This is a genomic window from Nonomuraea jiangxiensis, assembly GCF_900099965.1.
Taxonomy (GTDB): domain Bacteria; phylum Actinomycetota; class Actinomycetes; order Streptosporangiales; family Streptosporangiaceae; genus Nonomuraea; species Nonomuraea jiangxiensis.
This window is the reverse complement of record NZ_FNDJ01000001.1, coordinates 205,799-224,664: the sequence shown is the minus strand read 5'-3', so window position 1 is coordinate 224,664 and position 18,866 is coordinate 205,799. Positions and strand designations below refer to the sequence as shown.

Here is an 18,866-nt window from a genome sequence, read left to right as displayed (position 1 = left end):
GTATACCGTATGGAATATTCGCCGTCTAGGGTCTCGACACGGGTCTGTGTTCCTGGATATTCCATACAGTATGGAGAATGCAATCAGGGACTGGCGGGGTCGCAGCTACCTGCCCGGCCCCGTCCCCGCCGACCGTTCCCGCATGTTCTGGCTGGCCCTGGCGGCCATGGCCGCCATCAGCCCTCTCCAGTACGGCTTCGCCGCCCTGCTGGCCACCGAGCCCGGCGGTCTGACCCTGCTGGCCGTCTGGATCGCCTGCCAGGCCGCGGGCGCGCTCCCCGCCCTCCACCTGGTACGCCGCGGCCGCCTCGGCGTACGCGCCTGCCTGGCCGCCGGGGCCGTGCTGAGCGGCCTGGGCCTGGCCGCCGCGGCGTTCACCGGCCCGGCGCTGCCGCTCGCGCTCGCGGGTTACGCCCTGCTCGGCGGGCTGGGCGCCGGCCTCGTCTACGGGGTGTGCGGCGAGGTCGTCTCCTCCTGGTACCCGGACCGGCCCGCGGCCCGGGTCGGCCTGATCACCGGCGCCTTCGGTTACGGAGCGGTGCCCCTGCTGCTCTGGGCCGGGATCGCCCCGGCGGCCACGGGCACCGCCTTCCTGGTCGCCGCCGTGCTGGCGGTGGCGGTCATCGGGGCCGCCGCCCGTTATCTGCGGCTGTCCCCGGCCCTGTGGTGGCCCGTGGACGTGGACCCGCGCTCGCACGCCCTGAACGCCGCCAGGCTGCGCACGAACCCCGACGCGGCCAAGGAGTTCCGCCTGGGCCAGGCCATGCGCACGCGTACGCTGCCCGCGCTGGCCCTGATCCTGACGTGCGCGGGCGCGGTGTCGGTCTTCGACGTGATCGTGGTGGCGGGCACCGGCTCGTGGGGCGCGGTGGCCCTGCTTGTGGCGCTCAACGGGGCCAGCCGGTCGATCGCCATGCGCGCGTCGGAGGTGTTCGGCCGCCGGCGGGTGCTGGCCGCCGTACTGGGCTCGCTCGCGCTCGGCCAGGTCCTGCTCGCGGCCGCCGCGCAGAACGCCACGGTCCTTACCGCCCCGCCTGCCGCCTTCCCGGAGGCGGGTGTCGCGGCGGGACCGCTGGTGTGGCTCGGCGCCGGAGGGCCGCTCGTATGGCTGGGGGCCGTCTTCGCGGGCCTGGGCGGCGGCGCCTTCTACCCGCTGCTCGCCAGCCTGGTGCGGGAGTTCTTCGGCGCGGAGCGCGCGGGCGAGATCCATGCGGTCGTCTACAGCGCCAAGGCACTGGCCGGAATCGTGGCGGCCCTGCTGGCGCTGGCCGCGTTGAGCGCCCCGGTGACCGCCCTCGCCGTCGCCGCCGCGCTCGCGGCCCTCCCGGCGCTCGCCACGCCTCACCTGCGCGTCCCCGGCCTGCCGGCGACACTCCCCTTGTGATGAGACTCACGGCCAGGGACAACCCCTGGACGGTATGCTGTAGGCAGTCGACGAAAAACTTTTAAAGCAGCCCTGGAGACACGAACATGTTGCTGTCGGATCAGGCCGGTCAGGCGGCGGCCACCAAGATTCCCCGTCCCGCGACGCTCAGGGAGAGCGTCATCGAGGCTATCCAAGAGCTCATCGTCTCCAGCCAGCTCAAGCCCGGCCAGCACCTCGTCGAGAGCGAGCTGGCCGAGCTGCTCGGTGTCTCCAGGCAGCCGGTCCGCGAAGCGCTGCAGCAGCTCAGCGGCGAGGGCTGGGTCGACCTGCACCCCGGCCAGGGCGCGTTCGTGCACGTCCCCACGCTGGAGGAGGCCGACCAGCTGCTCGCCGTCCGCACGCTGCTGGAGACGGAGTCCGCCCGGCTCGCGGCCGAGCACGCCGGCGAGGGCGGCGTGCGGCAGCTGCGCTCCCTGTGCGCGCGCGGCATCGCGGCGGTGCAGTCCGACGACGTCGACTCCGCCGTGGCGCTCAACTCCGAGCTGCACGCCCTGGTGACCGCCCTGTCGGGCAACGCGGTGCTGGCCGAGCTCGCCAGCCAGGTCGCCCGGCGGGTGCGGTGGTATCACACGCCGGTGGCCCGTCAACGGGGCATGGCCTCGTGGGACGAGCACACGGCGCTGATCGACGCCATCGAGGCCGGCGACGGGCAACGCGCGGCGCGGATCATGCGTGAGCACACCGAGCACACCCGCGCCTCCTACATGGAGCAGCGGGAGAACGACCCGGTCGAGCCCGCGCCCAAGCCGGTGCGCCGGCGCCGCCCGCGCACGCCGCAGGCCGGCTGACCACCTATTGATCCTGCGTTTACACGAAGACACATGCTCCGAAACCTCTCGGGTAGAGGATTGGGGCTGAACGTTGGGAGGTGCATGACCATGAAGGCGCTTGTCCGCTTTCTCCTTGGTGATCCCCTGGGCCAGTCAGCAGACGGCAGGGCGATCGGCCTCGGACTCAGCATGGCGCTCAGAAAGCAATATTCGACCGACGACGCGGAGCGTTACCTGCGCGAGTGGGCCGTCGAGCACGACGTACGCAAGAGCCCGCGGCCTTAGACCGCAGGCGGGCCGGACCCGTTCGGGGCAGGCGCGGCGCTGAGCCGCGGCAGGGGCGCTCGACCTCCGCCCCCGCGCGCGGCCTCTTCAGCGGTCAGCGGTTTCCGGTTCCACCACCTCCGCCTTCTTCGCATCACGGGCAGACTTCATCAGGCTCAGCACCGTGGTGATGGCGAGAGTCCCGATGATGACGCCGAGAGAGACCAGGATCGGGATCTCCGGCGCCCACGACACCCCGTCGTGGTGGAGTGCCTCCAGAATGAGCTTCACTCCGATGAAGGCCAGCACCACCGACAGCCCCTTGCTCAAGTAGACGAGCCGGTCGAGCAGGCCGCCGATGAGGAAGAAGAGCTGCCGCAGCCCCATGAGGGCGAAGGCGTTGGCCGTGAAGACCAGATACGGCTCCTTGGTGAGGCCGAAGATGGCCGGGATCGAGTCCAGCGCGAACAGCAGGTCGGTGGTCCCGATCGCGACCATCACGATCAACATGGGGGTGACCATCCTGCGTCCCATATGCCGCACGGTGAGCCGGGCGCCTTGATAGGTCTCCGTCGTGGGGAGCACCCGGCGCACTGTGCGCAGTGCGATGTTCTCGGAGAACTCGGCCTCTTCCTCCTCGTGCCCGATCAGCTTCCACGCCGTGTACACGAGGAAGGCGCCGAACAGGTAGAAGAGCCAGTCGAACCTGGTTACCGCCTCGGCTCCCGCCGCGATGAACGCGCCCCGCATGACCAGTGCCAGGACGATGCCGACGAGCAGCACCTTCTGGCGGTACTTCTTGGGCACCTGGAAGCGGCTCATGATCAACAGGAAGACGAAGAGGTTGTCCACGCTGAGCGAATACTCGGTGATCCAGCCCGCGAAGAACTCCGTACCGTGCGCCGGCCCCGACAGCAGCAGCAGGCCGACGCCGAAGGCCACGGCCAGGCCCACGTAGAACACCACCCAGCCGAGACACTCCTTGAAGGAGGGCTCGCGCGGGTTGCGGGCGACCAGGAAGAAGTCCAGCGCGAGGATCAGGACGAACCCGCCGATCGTGGCCAGCCAGATCCAGAGAGGCAGGTTCACCGGCGCCCTCCCTTTCTCGCGCGCAGCGCGTGGGCGTACTGGAGGTAGATACCGAGTACGGCCTCCGCACGCGGATTGTCCGGAGCCCGGCGCACGAGCCAGTGCGGCATGAGCCGCTCATGCAGCCAGACGAACCCGATCGCGAAGCCCAGGCCCACCATCGCCTGGTAGCCCAGGAAGGGCAGCACGCCCTCCGTCAGGCCGGTGCCGAACAGGCTGTCCTGGACCAGGCGGGACAGCGGGAACGCCGCCATCCAGAACAGGCCGGTGGGCCCGAAGGTGCCCGGCCTGAAGACGCCCTGGCCGAGCAGCAGGCCGTACACGCCGCCGAACAAGGCGAGCGGCAGGGCGAGTGCCAGCGCCGACAGCGCGGCCATGCCGATGGGCTGTCCCGCGAAGAGGACCAGCCCACCGGCCATGGCGCCGGCTGCGGCTCCGATCGACGCCCCGGGCAGGGCGAGTTCGAGGCTTTGCCGTTCGATCATCATCAGCCGATCGCCACACCGTAGGCGAACAGGCAGTAGAACAGCAGCCCCAGGTAGAACACCGCGCCAAATCCGATGATCACGTTGCTCCACCACCTGGGCCTGATCGGTTTCGGCAACATCCGGTTGTTCACCAGAAGCAGCGTCACGCAGTACGCGCCCATCGCGAACGTCGACAGGAACGCCAGCGTGTCCAGGATCTCGTTCGGTCCGTCGGCCGGGCCGAACAGCAGGATCAGGATGCCGAAGATGATCACGGCCCAGAGGAAGATGCCGTACAGGCGCGACATGCCGATCTTCTTCGCCCCCGGGACGAAGTTGTAGGTCATGTCGGCCTGCCCGCGGGAGAACGAGTCGAACAGGCCCAGCGTCGCGTTCAGGCCGATCAGCGCGATGAACCCGAGGAAGACCGCCCCGAGTACCGAGCTGCCCGCCGAGGAGACGGCGTCGGACATGGCCCCGAGCGCGGCCTCGCGGTCGTCCTGCTGCAGGGCCGTCTGCACGCCCGGGTTCAGCCGCGCCGCCGACTGGGCGATCACCGTGAAGGAGATCGTGACCAGCATGGTGACGCCCCAGAACAGCAGCAGGGCGTCGAAGGTGACCCAGCGCCGCCAGCCCTTCCACTTGGCCATCTCGGCCGGGTCGTCGGTGTCGAACATGAACCCGCGGGCGGGCATCTCCTCTTCCTCGCCCGCGTGCCGCAGACCGCGCACCTTGGGGATGTGCGCGCCCATGCCGGCTCCGGAGTCACGCAGGTGCAGCGTGTACCACATCTGCTGCATGCCCGAGGGGCCGGCGAACGCGCACGCACCGACGATCACCGGGAACCACGCCGCGGACAGGGCCTCCGAGGGCAGGTAACCGATGGCGAACATGCCGGTGATCGTGTCGGCCACGTCACCCCAGGAGCCCACCATCGCCGCGATCACGGCGGTGCCGAGCACGAGCGCGCCGATCAGTAACGACAGCACGTTCTCCAGCAGGTTGTAGATCACCTTGGCCAGGCTGAAGACCACGCCGACCAGGACCAGGCCGGCTATCGCTGTGATGATCCATGGTATGCCGGTTATCTGTTCGAACGCCGCCGCTCCCGCGGACAGGTGACCTGGCCAGATGTAGACGGCGATCGCCACGATGAAGAAGAACCACATCAGCGGCTTGAAGACCCTGGCCGCGCCGGAGAAGATGCTCTCCCCCGTGGCCATGGCGTAACGCGCCATCTCCAGCATGACCACGGCCTGGAGGGTGACGCCGATCAGGAACAGCCACCTGATCTCCGGCCCGAACAGCAGCACCAGCCGGGGCCACATGTACGACTCGCCGATGCCCACGCCGAGCGCGACCAAGAAGACCGTCGGCCCGACGATGTGCACCGAGGGAGGCGCGTCGGGGAGCTTCCTGATGGGCATCGGATCAAGCCGGCCCGCTTTCCATACTCTGTCGTCCTCGACCGGCGGCGTGGCCGTCGCCGGTGGTGTGTTCGATGTGTCCACCTACGGACCTCCTGGGGGGTTTGTTGCCTTGCTTTGTGCGCCCCGAATGAGCCCCCTCGCCTGAACTACCGCGCTCGGCTCTTAGCGCAGCAGCCCGGCCGCCCGCGCCCATCGGTACTTGGCACCGAGGACCGCGACGGGCTTTTCTGTCGTGTACGGGTACGCGACCACGCCGTGCTCGAACAGGTACTCGCTGGCCTCCTCAACCTCGGTGTCGCCCGCCAGCGACGCCACGACCGGCTTGACATTGCCCTTCGCCCGCTCCTCCGCCACGACGCGGGCGATCAACTCGGCGAACACCATCGGCGGCGTCACGATCGTGTGCCAGTAGCCGAGGACGAGCGCGTGGATCCGCTCGTCCGCCAGCCCCAGGCGGACCGTGTTCTCGTAGGTCGAGGGCGGTTCGCCGCCGGTGATGTCGATGGGGTTGCCCGCCGCCCCGAACGGCGGGATGTAGGCCCGGAAGGCCGTGTCCAGGTCCTCCGGGATGTCCATGAGGGTCAGCCCGGCGTCCACGATGGCGTCCGACAGCAGCACGCCGGAGCCACCCGCGCCGGTGATGATGACGACGTTCTCGCCCTTGGGCGCGGGCAGGATCGGCAGCGCGCGGGCGTATTCGAGCATGTCGTTGAGGCCCGGCGCGCGGACCACCCCGGCCTGCCGCAGGATGTCGTCGTAGACCTTGTCGTCACCGGCCAGGGCCCCGGTGTGGGAGCCGGCCGCCCGCGCGCCCATGGCGGTGCGCCCGGCCTTGAGGACGATGACCGGCTTCTCCTTGACCACCCGGCGGGCGGCCTCGACGAAGCCGCGCCCGTCCTTGAGGTCCTCCAGGTGCATGGCCACGGCCTTGGTGTTGTCGTCCTGCTCGAAGAAGGTCAGCAGGTCGTCCTCGTCCACGTCGGCCTTGTTGCCGACGCCGACGATGGCCGAGACGCCCATCTTGGAGGTGCGGCTGAAGCCCAGGATGGCCATGCCGATGCCGCCGCTCTGCGAGGTCAGCGCCACGCTCCCCTTGACGTCGTACGGGGTGCAGAACGTCGCGCAGAGGTTCTCCGGCGTGTAGTAGTAGCCGTAGATGTTCGGCCCCAGCATGCGGACGCCGTGCCGCTTGGCGATCTCGACGATCTCCTGCTGGCCCTCGACGTTCCCGGTCTCGGCGAAGCCCGAGGGGATCATGACCGCCCCGGCCACGCCCTTCTGCCCGACCTCCTCCAGCGCCGCCGCCACGAACTTGGCCGGGATCGCGAACACGGCCACGTCCACGTCGCCGGGCACGTCACCGATGCTCTTGTACGCCGTCCGCCCCATGATCTCGTCGGCCTTGGGGTTGATCGGGAAGATCTGCCCCTGGTAGCCGCCGTTGATGAGGTTGCTCATGACCGAGTTGCCGATCTTGCCCTTCTCGGCGGAGGCGCCGATGACGGCGACCGAGCGCGGCTTGAAGATCCGCGTCATCTGCCGCAGGATCTCCTCCCGCGGCAGCCTGGTGGGCTCGGCCGGCTTCTCGCCGATGAGGATGCGCACGTCGGCGGCGACCGCGCCGTTCGCGTCCACGAAGACCGGGTTGAGGTCGACCTCGGCGATCTCGGGGAAGTCGGTGACCAGCTTGCCGACCCGCTCGACCAGCGCCGCGAGCGCCTCCCGGTTGGCGGGCTCGGCGCCGCGGGCGCCGCGCAGCACCTCCGCCGCCTTGATGTCGTCCAGCATCCCCAGGGCCTCGTCACCCGTGAGCGGGGCGAGCCGGAAGGTGACGTCCTTCAGCACCTCCACCAGCACGCCGCCCAGGCCGAAGGCGACCACCTTGCCGAAGGTGGGGTCGGTGACGGCGCCGATGATGACCTCGGTCCCGCCGCCGACGAGCTGCTGGACCTGGACGCCGTCGATCTTCGCCTCGGGGTTGTAGGCGCGGGCGTTGGCCAGGATCGTGTCGTAGCCCTCCCGCACCTCCTCGACGGTCTTCAGGCCGACCAGCACGCCGCCGGCCTCGGTCTTGTGCAGGATGTCGGGAGAGACGATCTTCAGCACCACCGGGAGCCCGATGCTCTCGGCGATCTCCGCCGCCTCCGCCGCCGAGGTGGCCAGCCCTTCGCCTGGGGTGGCGATGCCGTACTCCTCGCAGAGCAGGCGGCCTTCCGGTGCGGTAAGCGCGGTACGCCCCTCGGCGAGCGCTTTCTCCAGTACTTCCCGGACTGACACTTAGATGACTCCGTTCGTCTTCAGCTCGGCCAGCTCGTCCGCGCTGACGCCGAGCTCGCCGTAGATCTCCTGGTTGTGCTCGCCGAGCAGGGGTGGCGTGCGGACGTCCACCGGCGAGTCCGACAGCTGCAGCGGGCTGCCGACGGTGACGAACTCGCCGCGCTCGGGGTGGTCGACCGCGACGACGATGCCCTCCTCGCGCAGGCTCTCGTCCTCCACCAGCTCCTTGGTGGACAGGATCGGCCCGCAGGGGATGTTCTCGGCGTTGAGCCGGTCGAGCACCGTCCACTTGTCGTGGCGGATCGTCCACTCCTCGATCAGCTGGAACATCTTGTCCAGCTTGGACAGCCGCGCCTCGGGCGTCGACCACTCGGGGTCGTCGGCCAGCTCGGGGCGGCCGATGATGGACGAGATCGGCTTCCAGCCCACCGGCTGGACGATCACGTAGATGTAGTCGTTCGGGCCGCCGGGCGCGCAGCGCACCGCCCAGCCCGGCTGGCCGCCGCCGCTGGCGTTGCCGGAGCGGGGCACCTCGTCGCCGAACGACTTGTTCGGATATTCGCGCAGCGGGCCGTGCTCGAGCCGCTGCTGGTCCCGCAGCTTGACGCGGCACAGGTTCAGCACGGCGTGCTGCATGGCCACCTGTACGCGCTGGCCGCGGCCGGACTGCTCGCGCTGGTAGAGGGCGGCCAGGATGCCGGCGACCGCGTGCACGCCGGTGCCCGAGTCACCGATCTGGGCCCCGGTGGCGAGCGGCGGACCCTCCTCGAAGCCCGTGGTGCTCATCGAGCCGCCCATGGCCTGGGCGATCACCTCGTACGCCTTGAACTTGGCGTACTTGCCGGTGCCGAAGCCCTTGATCGAGGCGTAGATGAGGCGGGGGTTGAGCTCCTGGAGGCGTTCCCAGGTGAAGCCCATGCGGTCCACGGCGCCCGGCCCGAAGTTCTCCACCATGATGTCGGCGCTCTTCACCAGCTCGGTGAAGATCTCCTTGCCACGGTCGCTCTTCATGTTGAGGGTGATGCTGCGCTTGTTGCAGTTGAGCATCGTGAAGTAGAGGCTGTCGACGTCGGGCACGTCGCGGAGCTGCGACCGGGTGATGTCGCCGGTCGGGGCCTCCAGCTTGATCACGTCGGCGCCCAGCCAGGCGAGCAGCTGGGTGGCGGACGGACCGGACTGGACGTGGGTCATGTCGAGGACGCGGACACCTTCGAGAGCCTTCATGGCGTGACTCCCCTACTTGTACATGGTCTGGTTCATGGTTCCGGGGGCGTAGACCTCGGGGTCGACCCATACGTTGATCAGCGAAGGCTTGCCCGACTCGCGGGCCCGCTCCAGGGCGGGACGGATGTCGGCCGGGTCGCGCACCTCCTCGCCGTAGCCGCCGAGCAGCTTGGCGAACTCGCCGTAACGGATGTCGCCGAGGGTGTTGCCCACCCGGCCACGGTCCTCGCCGTACTTGGCGGCCTGGCCGTACCTGATCTGGTTCATCGAGGAGTTGTTGCCGATGACCCCGATGAACGGCAGGTCGAAGCGGACCATGGTCTCGAAGTCCCAGCCGGTCAGGCTGAAGGCGCCGTCACCGAACAGGCACAGCACCTCCTTGTCGCGCCTGGCCTGCTTGGCCGCCATCGCGAAGGCCATGCCGACGCCCAGCGTGCCCAGCGGTCCCGGGTCCATCCAGTGGCCGGGCGACTTGGGCTGCACGACCTGGCCGGAGAAGGTGACGATGTCGCCGCCGTCGCCGATGTAGATCGTGTCCTCGGTGAGGAACTCGTTGATCTCGTGGACCAGCCGGTAGGGGTCGATGGGCTGGGCGTCGGAGTGCTGGCGGGGCAGGCGCTTCTCGTACGCCTGGGTCTCCACCGCGCGCAGCTCGTCCAGCCAGGCCTTGCGCTTGCCCACCACGTCCCCGACCCGGCCGCTGGCCGCCTGGGCCGCCGCCGCCAGGATGAGGCCGGCGTCGCCGACGATCCCGAGGTCGATGTCCCGGTTCTTGCCGACGGTGCGGTAGTCGAGGTCGATCTGCACCACCGTGGCGCCAGGCGACAGGCGCTTGCCGTAGCCCATCCGGAAGTCGAACGGGGTGCCGACGATGATGATCAGGTCGGCCTCGGTGAAGGCGTACCGGCGGCTGAGCTGGAAGTGGTGCGGGTCACCCGGCGGGAGGGTGCCGCGGCCCGAGCCGTTCATGTACGCGGGCACGTTCAGCGCGCGGACGAAGTCGATGGCCGCGTCGGTGGCCCGGCACGTCCACACCTGGCTGCCGAGCAGGATGCACGGCTTCTCCGAGTGCGCCAGCAGGTCCGCCAGCCGCTCGATCGCCGCGGGGTCGCCCTGCTGGCGAGTGGAGGCCCGGTAGCGCCCCGGCTCGGGGATGCGGGCCTTCTCCAGCGGCACCTTGGCGTCGAGCACGTCACGCGGGATCTCCAGGAACGACGGCCCGGGCGCGCCGTGGTAGCACTCCCTGAAGGCCATCGACACGATGTCCGCCACCCGCTCGGTGCTCGGCACCGTGGCGGCGAACTTGGTGATCGGAGTCATCATGTCCACGTGCGGCAGGTCCTGCAGCGAACCCATCTTGTGCTGGCTCAGGGCTCCCTGGCCACCGATGAGCAACATGGGGCTCTCCGCGCGGAAGGCGTTTGCCACGCCCGTGACCGCGTCGGTCGTGCCCGGTCCCGCCGTGACCACCGCGCAGCCCGGCTTACCGGTGATGCGCGCGTAGCCGTCCGCGGCGTGCGCGGCCACCTGCTCATGACGTACGTCGATGACCTCGATGCCCTCATCGACGCAGCCGTCGTAAATATCGATGATGTGGCCACCGCAGAGCGTGTAGATCACGTCCACGCCCTCGGCCTTGAGAGCCTTGGCTACGAGATGACCGCCAGAGATCGTTTCCGACATCATGCCACCCTTTCCCGGCGAAGCTCGGTGTCTTCCGCATACTGCATACCGTATGAACGCAATGCTTACTCCCTCCTGAACGGACTGTCTAGCCCCCTGGGGGCAACTCGATCAGCTCGACCTGCTCACCGGCCCATCCCGGTGGGACGACCGCCAGGGCGTCGGCCAGCGCCACTCCCCACAACGAGCCCGGCCGATCGTGCCCCACGGGGACGGCGCCCCGCGCGGACCGCCGTACGGGCACGAGACGGGTGTCACGCGGATGCGCCCGGACCTCACCGGCCAGCGCGCTGGTCTCGGTGCGGGCCGGCATCCCCGCCAGCCCCCGCAGGACGGGCGCGAGCAGCGTGACCGCGGCGGCGAGCGCCGCGAACGGGTTTCCCGGCAGGCCCACGACCAGCGGGCCGCCCGGCAGCCGGGCGAGCAGTTGCGGGTGACCAGGCCGCACGGCCACGCCGTCCACGATCACGTCGGCCCCGAGATCCCCGAGCACCTTCCGCAGGTGATCGGCCGGACCTATGGACGAGGCCCCGCACACCACGACGACGTCGGCGGACGGGCCCGCGAGGCGGGCGCGGAGCGGCCGCTGGCCGTCGGGCAGCCTGACCGTCTCCGCGACCCGGCCCCCGGCCCACTCCACCAGGCCCGGCAGGAACGGGCCGATGGCGTCGCGCACCCGGCCCGGCCCCGGCAGGCCCTCGTGCACGACCTCGTCCCCGGTGACCAGGACGGTCACGCGGGGCTTCGGCCGCACCACGAGCGTGTCGTGGCCCAGGGCGGCGGCCAGCCCGAGGGCCGCCGGGGTCAGCACCGTGCCCGTTCCGAGCACGACGGCGCCCTCGGCGATGTCCTCGCCCCGGCGGCGGATGTGCCGCCCGGGCTCCGCCGCCCCGTCCACCCACGACGGGGCCGCCTGAGCCTGCTCGTAGGGCAGCACCGACTCGGCCCCCACCGGAGTCGGGGCACCGGTGGCGATCTCCACCGCCTCCCCCGGGCACAACTCGCCGTCGTACGGCACTCCTCCCGCCAGGACGCGGCCGGCCACCCGCCACGGGCCCGAGCCCGCCACCGCGTAGCCGTCCATCGCCGCGACGTCCGCCCCGGGCACGGCGACCAGCGCCACGAGCGGGGCCGCCAACCGGCAGCCGAGGGCGTCGGAGAGGGGCACGGGAACCGGCGAGGGCAGTCGGGCCGAACCGGTCGCGAGAGCCCGGGCCGGGCCCCATGACATCGCTTCCACCCGTAGTTCATGCCGCAGAACGGTCACAGGCATGCTCCTTGACCCGACTTTTTCCATACTGTATACCGAATGCACAGTGGGCCGCATTCAGCGGGCCACTGCAGGTAGCGGATATCCGCACCTACGGTGGGCCGCCTACAGCGGCCCATCGCATGTCACGGGGCCCCGTGCGTGAAGAAATCCGACGCGAGAACGGAGCGCAGCATGAAGGTCGCTGTTCTTGGCGCCGGCGCCATCGGCGCATACGTGGGTGCCGCCCTCCACCGGGCGGGAGTCGAGGTGCACCTCATCGCGAGAGGCGCGCACCTGCAGGCGATCCGTAGTGCCGGTGTGCGGGTGCTCACCCCCAGGGGCGACTTCGTCGCCCACCCCCATGCCACCGACGACCCAACCCAGGTCGGTCCGGTGGACCACATCTTCCTGGGCCTCAAGGCGAACAGTTACGCCTCCGCGGGCCCCATGATCAAGCCGCTCCTGCACGAGACCACCACCATCATCGCCGCGCAGAACGGCATCCCGTGGTGGTATTTCCACGGGCTCAAGGGCCCCTACGAGGGCTACCGCATCGAAAGCGTCGATCCGGGCGGCGCGGTCACCGCCGCGCTGCCCCTGCACCGGGCGATCGGATGCGTCGTCTACGCCGCCACCGAGATCGAGGAGCCGGGCGTGATCCGGCACCTGGAGGGTACGCGCTTCTCCATCGGCGAGCCGGACGGCACGCTGACCGAGCGTTGCTCCGACTTCAGCCAGGCCGCCATCGAAGGCGGGCTGAAGTGTCCGGTGGAGCGTGATCTGCGACGCGACGTCTGGATCAAACTAATGGGCAACATCGCCTTCAACCCGATCAGCGCCCTCGCCAGGGCGACCATGGCCGGCATCTGCCGCCACGACGGCGCCAGGGAGCTGGTCGTGGCCATGATGCGCGAGACCGTGGACGTGGCCAACAGAGTGGGCTGCGATCCCGGCATCTCGATCGAGCGCCGCTTGCGTGGCGCCGAGAAGGCGGGCGAGCACAAGACATCGACCCTCCAGGACCTGGAGAAAGGCAAACCCTTGGAGCTCGACGTGCTGCTGGCGGCGGTCGTCGAGCTGGCCGACTTGACCGAAGCCGAGGTCCCCACGCTGCGCGCGATCCACGCGGTGAGCGACCTGCTGAACGAGAATCTTGTCCGCGCGGTCTAGCTGGGCATACCGTACATCGTATGCAGAATGGGAGGGTTCATGAGCTGCGATCGCCTGACCCATCCATTGGTGCGAGTGAACGGGGAACTTCGCAGAGCAACCTGGGACCAGGCGCTGGAACGGGCGGCGGAGGGTTTCCGCCGCAACGTCGGCAGGCATGGGCCGAACAGCTTCGCCATGCTGTCGTGCGCCCGGTCCACCAATGAGATGAACTATCTCGGGCAGAAGTTCGCCCGGGTGGTGATCGGCACCAACAACGTGGACTCCTGCCACCGCACCTGCCACGCCCCCAGCGTGGCAGGGCTCGCGGCCGTGTTCGGCAGCGGCGGGGGCACCTCCTCCTACCAGGAGGTCGAGGACACCGATGTCATAGTCATGTGGGGCTCCGCCGCGCGGAACGCCCACCCCATCTTCTTCCAGCACGTCCTGAAGGGCATCAAGAACGGCGCCCGGATGTTCGCGGTGGACCCCTGCAGGACCGGGACGGCCCAGTGGGCCGAGCGCTGGCTGGGACCCAACGTGGGCACCGACGTCCCGCTCGCGCACGCCGTGGCCCGCGAGATCATCCACGCGGGCCTGCACGACGAGGCGTTCATCGAGCGGGCCACGACCGGCTTCGAGGAGTTCAGGGAGTCGGTCGAGCCCTGGACGCTCGCGGCGGCCGAGCAGGTCACCGGTGTGCCGGCGGCGGCCGTCCGCGAGCTGGCGCACGCCTACGCCCGCGCCGACCGGGCCCAGCTCTGCTGGACGCTGGGCGCCACCGAATCCCACGACGCCACCGACAACGTCCGGGCGCTGATCAACCTGGCCCTGCTGACCGGCCACGTCGGCCGTTACGGCTCGGGCCTGTCGCCGCTGCTCGGCCAGAACAACGCGCAGGGGGGCGGCGACATGGGCGCCGTCCCCAACCGGCTGCCCGGTTTCCAGGACATCCTCGACCCCGCCGTCCGGGAGCGGTTCGAGGGTGCCTGGGGCCGGGCGATCCAGCCGAGATACGGACTCGACCTCACCGGGATGCTGACGGCCATGGCCGAGGGAGAGGTGACCACCTGCTATCTGATCGGCGAGAACCCCGTACAGTCCGAGGCCGACTCCCTGGCCTGCGTCAAGCGCCTGTCCATGCTCGACCACCTGGTCGTGCAGGACGTCTTCCGTACCAAGACCGCCCAGTTGGCCGACGTCGTGCTGCCCGCGAGCGCGGCATGGTGTGAGACCGAGGGCACCTTCACCAACAGCGAGCGCCGCGTGCAGCGGGTCCGCAAGGCCGTGGACCCGCCGGACGAGGCCCGCGACGACATCTGGATCATGTGCGAGATCGCCCGCAGGCTGGGGCACGACTGGCACTACGACGACGCGGAGGAGGTCTGGAACGAGTTACGCGCCGTATCCCCCCAGCACCAGGGCATGACCTACCAGCGGCTGGCCGACTTGGACGGCATCCAGTGGCCGTGCCCGTCGGAGGACTCCCTCGAACCGTCCTTTCTGCACGGGCGGCTCTGGGAGTGCGACCCGGTCGAGCGGGGCGCGCCGGCGCCGTTCGCGGTGCTGCGCCGCCCTCCGCCGGTCGGCCCGCCTGACGGGGAACACCCGCCGCGGCGGGTCGGCGCGCGGCGCGGTTCGGCCGACGCGCTGCTCGCACGGCCCGTCACCGTCTGGGACGGCGGTCCGCGGACCGAGGGAGCACCCAGGCGGGGCCGGGCGCAACCTGACCCCGCCCGTTCAGGACTACAAGATCGTCAAGCCAATCGGGGTAGGTGAGCGTTCATGTCCAGGGTCGCTGTCAAGCGGCGCATCCTACGCGTCAAGGACACCGTACGTACGCGCGGGATCGACTCGCTGGCCGCCGAGGAACCGCTGGAGATCCGGCTCAACGGAACCCCGTTGACGGTCACCATGCGCACCCCCGGCGACGACTTCGACCTGGCCGCCGGGTTCCTGGTCAGCGAGGGGGCCGTGGGCTCGGCCGACGACATCGCCACCATCCGCTACTGCGCGGGCGCGACGGTGGACGGCGAGAACACCTACAACGTGCTCGACGTCCGCCTCGCGCCGGGGATCCCGGCGCCCGAACCGCGCAACTTCTACACCACGTCCTCCTGCGGAGTCTGTGGCAAGGCGTCGCTGGAGGCGGTACGCACCGTGGCCCGCTGGAGCGCGGGGGACGATCCGGTCGAGCTGGCACAGTCGACCGTCGCGCTGCTGCCGGGCCGCCTCCGGGCGGCCCAGCGGGTCTTCGACCGGACCGGGGGCCTGCACGCCGCCGGTCTGTTCACGGCCGAGGGCGAGCCGCTGTGCGTGCGTGAGGACGTCGGCCGCCACAACGCCGTGGACAAGCTGCTCGGCTGGGCGCTCAGGAACGGGCGGCTCCCGCTGCGCGGCACCGTGCTGATGGTGTCCGGGCGGGCGTCGTTCGAGCTGGTGCAGAAGGCGGTGATGGGCGGGGTCCCGGTGCTCACCGCGGTCTCGGCTCCGTCCTCGCTCGCGGTCGAGCTGGCCGCGGAGGAAGGGCTGACGCTCATCGGGTTCCTGCGCGGGGACTCGATGAACGTCTACACCGGCGAGCGGCGCCTGCGGCCTTCGGGCGGGGCCGCCTCGGACGGCGTCCCTTCGGACGGCGTCACTTCGGGTGGGGTCACTTCGGACGGGCTCGCTTCGGGCGGGGTCGCGCAAGACGTCACCTCGGGCGTCGGTCACGGCTCAGCCGGCGCACTGTCACCGGGGTGATGGCGGGATGCCGGAGGGCGTCGCCTGGCCCCCAGCCCGCCGTCCGGCATTCCCACCAAGAGTCCCCGATCCCGGGGGATTTTGACAATCATTTTCATTTTGGCGCATACTGACTCCCATGATGTCAGGATTTTCCAGGTCACGCGCCGTCTGCCTGCTGGCCGGAGCCGCACTACTCACCACCGCCGCCTGCGGCTCCGACTCCGGCTCCGGTTCCGGCGAGAGCGCCGCCCAGGGGAGCGCCAAGCCCGGCGTGATCGCCGCCTTCTACCCGCTCCAGTGGCTGACCGAGCAGGTGGGCGGCCCGGACGTGGCGGTGACCGTGCTCACCGCGCCCGGCGTCGAGCCCCACGACCTGGAGCTGAGCATCAAGCAGGTGACCGAGATCCAGGACGCCGCCCTCACGGTCTACATCAAGGGCGTGCAGCCGGCCGTGGACGACGCCGTGGACCAGGACAAGAGCTTCGACGCCGCCACCGCCGTCCCCACCCTCCCCCTGGGTGACCACGCGGAGGAGGGCGAGGAGGAGCACACGGTCTCCTACGACCCGCACATCTGGCTCGACCCCGTCCGCCTGGCCACCGTCGCCACCAAGCTCGGCGAGCGCCTGGCGGTCGCCGACCCGGCGCACGCGCAGGCGTACAAGGACCGCGCCGCCGCAACGGCGGCCTCGCTGGGCACGCTGGACCGGGAGTTCGCCGCGGGTCTGGGCACGTGCCGGACCAAGACGCTGGTCACCGCGCACGAGGCGTTCGGCTATCTCGCCGATCGTTACCGGCTCAAGCAGGTCGGCATCACCCTCGACCCCGAGCAGGAGCCCTCCCCCGCGCGCCTCTCCGAGGTCGGCAAGCTCGCCAGGGCCGAGGGCGTCACGACCATCTTCACCGAGTCCCTGGTCAACCCGAAGGTCGCGCAGGTGCTGGCCGACCAGGTGGGCGCCAAGACCACCGTGCTCAACCCCCTGGAGAGCAAACCCTCGGGCGATTACCTGTCCGCCATGCGCGATAACCTCAAAACCCTACAAACAGCACTGGGGTGTACGACATGAGCGAAACGGCCTTCGCGATGACCGACGGCCGGGTCTCCTTCGATGGCAAGGCCGTCCTACGGGGAATCGACCTGACCGTCAGTCCAGGCGAGGTCGTCGCCCTCCTGGGCGCCAACGGCTCCGGCAAGTCCACGCTGGTCCGGGCGCTGCTCGGGCTCACGGCGCTGACGGGCGGCCGGACGCTGGTCTACGGCACCCCGCCGGGCAGGTTCCGCGACTGGTGGCGCATCGGATACGTGCCGCAGCGCCTCCAGGTCGGCGGCGGCGTACCCGCCACCGTGCGTGAGGTCGTCGCCTCCGGCCGCATCGCCCGGCAGCGGCGCCTGCGCAGGACCAGCCCGGCCGACCGGGCCGCCGTGTCCGACGCCCTGGAGGCCGTCCGGCTGGCCGACCGCGCCAACGACCCCGTCCAGTCGCTGTCCGGCGGGCAGCAGCAGCGGGTGCTCATCGCCCGGGCGCTGGCCGGGGCGCCGGACACGTACGTGATGGACGAGCCCACCGCGGGCGTGGACGCCGAGACGCAGCAGTTGCTCGCCGACACGCTGGCCGGGCTCGTGCTCGACGGCAAGACGGTGGTGCTGGTCGCGCACGAGCTCGGCCCGCTGGAGCCGATCATCACGCGCGGCGTGGTGATCCGCGAGGGACGCATCGCGCACGACGGCCGCCCGCCGCGTCCCGAGGGCGACTGCGCGCGGCCCGGACACGAGCACCAGCACCCGCACGCCACGGAGACCATCCCGGGACCGCTCACCGGGTGGCAGGGAGAGCCACAATGATCATGGAGCTTCTGCACGAGCAGCTCTTCCAGCTCGCGCTGATCGCGGCGCTGCTGGTGGGGTTGTGCGCACCCGCGGTGGGGACGTTCATCGTGCAGCGCAGGCTGGCACTGCTCGGCGACGGCGTCGGGCACGTGGCGCTGACCGGCGTGGCGCTGGGCTTCCTCACCGGCAGCGCGCCGGTGCTGACCGCCGTCATCGTGGCCGTCGCCGGAGCCGTGGCCATCGAGCTGGTCAGGGCGCGCGGGCGGACGAGCGGCGACGTGGCACTGGCGCTGCTGTTCTACGGCGGGATCGCGGGCGGCGTCATGCTCATGGGCATCGCGCCCGGCGGCAGCACCGCCAAGCTCAACTCCTATCTGTTCGGCGCCATCGCCAGCGTCACGACCCAGGACATCTGGATCATCGCCGCGCTGGCCGCCGCCGTGATCGCGGTGGTGGCGATCTTCGGCAGGGAGCTGTTCGTGCTCTGCCAGGACGAGGAGATGGCCAGGGCCAGTGGCCTGCCGGTGCGCTTCCTGAGCCTGCTGATCGCCGTCACGGCGGCGCTCACGGTCGTCATCGCCATGCGCGTGGTCGGGCTGCTGCTGGTCAGCGCGCTGATGGTGATCCCGGTGGCCACCAGCCAGCAGCTCACCCGGGGGTTTCGAACGACGATGCTGCTGGCCATGCTGTTCGGGGTGATCGCCTCGGTCGGGGGGCTGGTGGCCTCCACCTACTCCACCAAGGTGCCTCCTGGTGCCGCGATCGTGCTTCTTGCGCTCGCCGGCTTCGTCCTGGCCCTCGCGGTCGGTAGATTCGTACGGCGAGCCCGTACCCAGGAGTCCACAGTGAGCGAGCGGCCAAAGCTGCGCGTCGAGGAGGTCGCATGACGACGAGGCGCGATGCCGTGCATGACACCCTCCGCAAGAGTGAGGGCTTCCGCAGCGCGCAGGACGTCTATGCCGAGATGCGCCTGCACGGCGCCAAGATCGGCCTGACCACCGTCTACCGCGCCCTGCAAGCGCTGGCCGACGGGGGCAAGGTCGACGTGTTGCGCACCGACGACGGCGAGTCCGTCTACCGGGCGTGCGCCACCGACGCCCACCACCATCACCTGGTGTGCCGGCGGTGCGGGCACACGGTGGAGGTGGCCGGCCCGGCGGTGGAGCGGTGGGCCGAGATGGTGGGGAGCGAGCACGGGTTCACGGAGATCACGCACACGGTGGAGGTCTTCGGCACCTGCTCGTCCTGCTCGATGCCGGCCCGCATCGGCTGAGCCGGCCC

17 protein-coding genes are annotated in these 18,866 nt (G+C 70.3%); 10 read left to right on the top strand and 7 right to left on the bottom strand.

All coding sequences use genetic code 11. The annotated features are described in order from the left end of the window. The first annotated feature begins 70 nt into the window (after positions 1-70). The 3 genes from BLS95_RS00975 to BLS95_RS00965 all read left to right on the top strand — a co-directional run bounded on the left by BLS95_RS00975 (position 71) and on the right by BLS95_RS00965 (position 2,481). Positions 71-1,384 carry an MFS transporter gene (locus tag BLS95_RS00975; protein WP_090928081.1) on the top strand — a complete coding sequence of 438 codons (1,314 nt, stop codon included), beginning with the start codon at positions 71-73 and terminating at the stop codon, positions 1,382-1,384. Positions 1,385-1,470: 86 nt separating this feature from the next. Next, on the top strand, positions 1,471-2,214 hold the full coding sequence (locus BLS95_RS00970; RefSeq protein WP_090928079.1) for a GntR family transcriptional regulator: 744 nt from the start codon (positions 1,471-1,473) through the stop codon (positions 2,212-2,214). A gap of 90 nt (positions 2,215-2,304) precedes the next feature. Then, complete coding sequence (locus BLS95_RS00965; protein ID WP_218135527.1) at positions 2,305-2,481, top strand: hypothetical protein; 177 nt, start codon at positions 2,305-2,307, stop codon at positions 2,479-2,481. Between the two features lie 87 nt (positions 2,482-2,568). On the opposite strand, the gene BLS95_RS00960 is transcribed toward BLS95_RS00965, so the two are convergent. From BLS95_RS00960 to BLS95_RS00930, 7 genes are all read right to left on the bottom strand, one after another. Continuing rightward, a complete protein-coding gene (locus tag BLS95_RS00960) occupies positions 2,569-3,549 on the bottom strand; it encodes a TerC family protein (protein WP_090928076.1) in 981 nt (326 codons plus the stop codon). Continuing rightward, entirely contained in the window at positions 3,546-4,037 is a 492-nt protein-coding gene (locus BLS95_RS00955) for a hypothetical protein (protein ID WP_090928074.1), read from the bottom strand. The genes BLS95_RS00960 and BLS95_RS00955 overlap by 4 nt, the downstream gene beginning before the upstream one ends. Beyond that, positions 4,037-5,527, bottom strand: coding sequence for an Nramp family divalent metal transporter (locus tag BLS95_RS00950; protein ID WP_218135526.1), 1,491 nt, complete (start codon positions 5,525-5,527; stop codon positions 4,037-4,039). Before BLS95_RS00950 ends, BLS95_RS00955 begins: the two co-directional genes overlap by 1 nt. 81 nt (positions 5,528-5,608) lie before the next feature. Then, positions 5,609-7,723 carry an acetate--CoA ligase family protein gene (locus BLS95_RS00945; RefSeq protein WP_090928070.1) on the bottom strand — a complete coding sequence of 705 codons (2,115 nt, stop codon included), beginning with the start codon at positions 7,721-7,723 and terminating at the stop codon, positions 5,609-5,611. After that, entirely contained in the window at positions 7,724-8,947 is a 1,224-nt protein-coding gene (gene frc / locus BLS95_RS00940) for a formyl-CoA transferase (protein WP_090928068.1), read from the bottom strand. It lies immediately after the preceding gene. 12 nt (positions 8,948-8,959) lie between these two features. After that, complete coding sequence (locus tag BLS95_RS00935; RefSeq protein WP_425434675.1) at positions 8,960-10,630, bottom strand: thiamine pyrophosphate-binding protein; 1,671 nt, start codon at positions 10,628-10,630, stop codon at positions 8,960-8,962. 88 nt (positions 10,631-10,718) lie between these two features. Next, positions 10,719-11,861 carry a molybdopterin molybdotransferase MoeA gene (locus tag BLS95_RS00930; RefSeq protein ID WP_090928064.1) on the bottom strand — a complete coding sequence of 381 codons (1,143 nt, stop codon included), beginning with the start codon at positions 11,859-11,861 and terminating at the stop codon, positions 10,719-10,721. 213 nt (positions 11,862-12,074) lie between these two features. Here BLS95_RS00930 and BLS95_RS00925 point away from each other — a divergent pair, with 213 nt between their 5' ends. The 7 genes from BLS95_RS00925 to BLS95_RS00895 all read left to right on the top strand — a co-directional run bounded on the left by BLS95_RS00925 (position 12,075) and on the right by BLS95_RS00895 (position 18,858). Then, entirely contained in the window at positions 12,075-13,052 is a 978-nt protein-coding gene (locus BLS95_RS00925; RefSeq protein ID WP_090928062.1) for a 2-dehydropantoate 2-reductase, read from the top strand. A 39-nt stretch (positions 13,053-13,091) separates the two neighbouring features. Further along, positions 13,092-14,810, top strand: coding sequence for a molybdopterin oxidoreductase family protein (locus BLS95_RS00920; protein ID WP_245764748.1), 1,719 nt, complete (start codon positions 13,092-13,094; stop codon positions 14,808-14,810). A 6-nt stretch (positions 14,811-14,816) separates the two neighbouring features. Then, the gene (gene fdhD / locus BLS95_RS00915) at positions 14,817-15,776 is read left to right on the top strand and encodes a formate dehydrogenase accessory sulfurtransferase FdhD (protein WP_090928060.1); all 960 of its coding nucleotides are present in this window, start codon (positions 14,817-14,819) and stop codon (positions 15,774-15,776) included. 118 nt (positions 15,777-15,894) lie between these two features. After that, on the top strand, positions 15,895-16,824 hold the full coding sequence (locus BLS95_RS00910) for a metal ABC transporter substrate-binding protein (protein ID WP_245764747.1): 930 nt from the start codon (positions 15,895-15,897) through the stop codon (positions 16,822-16,824). Then, complete coding sequence (locus tag BLS95_RS00905) at positions 16,821-17,600, top strand: metal ABC transporter ATP-binding protein (protein WP_090929059.1); 780 nt, start codon at positions 16,821-16,823, stop codon at positions 17,598-17,600. Before BLS95_RS00910 ends, BLS95_RS00905 begins: the two co-directional genes overlap by 4 nt. Further along, on the top strand, positions 17,600-18,472 hold the full coding sequence (locus BLS95_RS00900) for a metal ABC transporter permease (protein WP_090929056.1): 873 nt from the start codon (positions 17,600-17,602) through the stop codon (positions 18,470-18,472). Before BLS95_RS00905 ends, BLS95_RS00900 begins: the two co-directional genes overlap by 1 nt. Further along, positions 18,469-18,858: a Fur family transcriptional regulator gene (locus BLS95_RS00895; protein WP_090928058.1), complete on the top strand. Its 390-nt coding sequence runs from the start codon at positions 18,469-18,471 to the stop codon at positions 18,856-18,858. Before BLS95_RS00900 ends, BLS95_RS00895 begins: the two co-directional genes overlap by 4 nt. Positions 18,859-18,866: the final 8 nt, after the last annotated feature.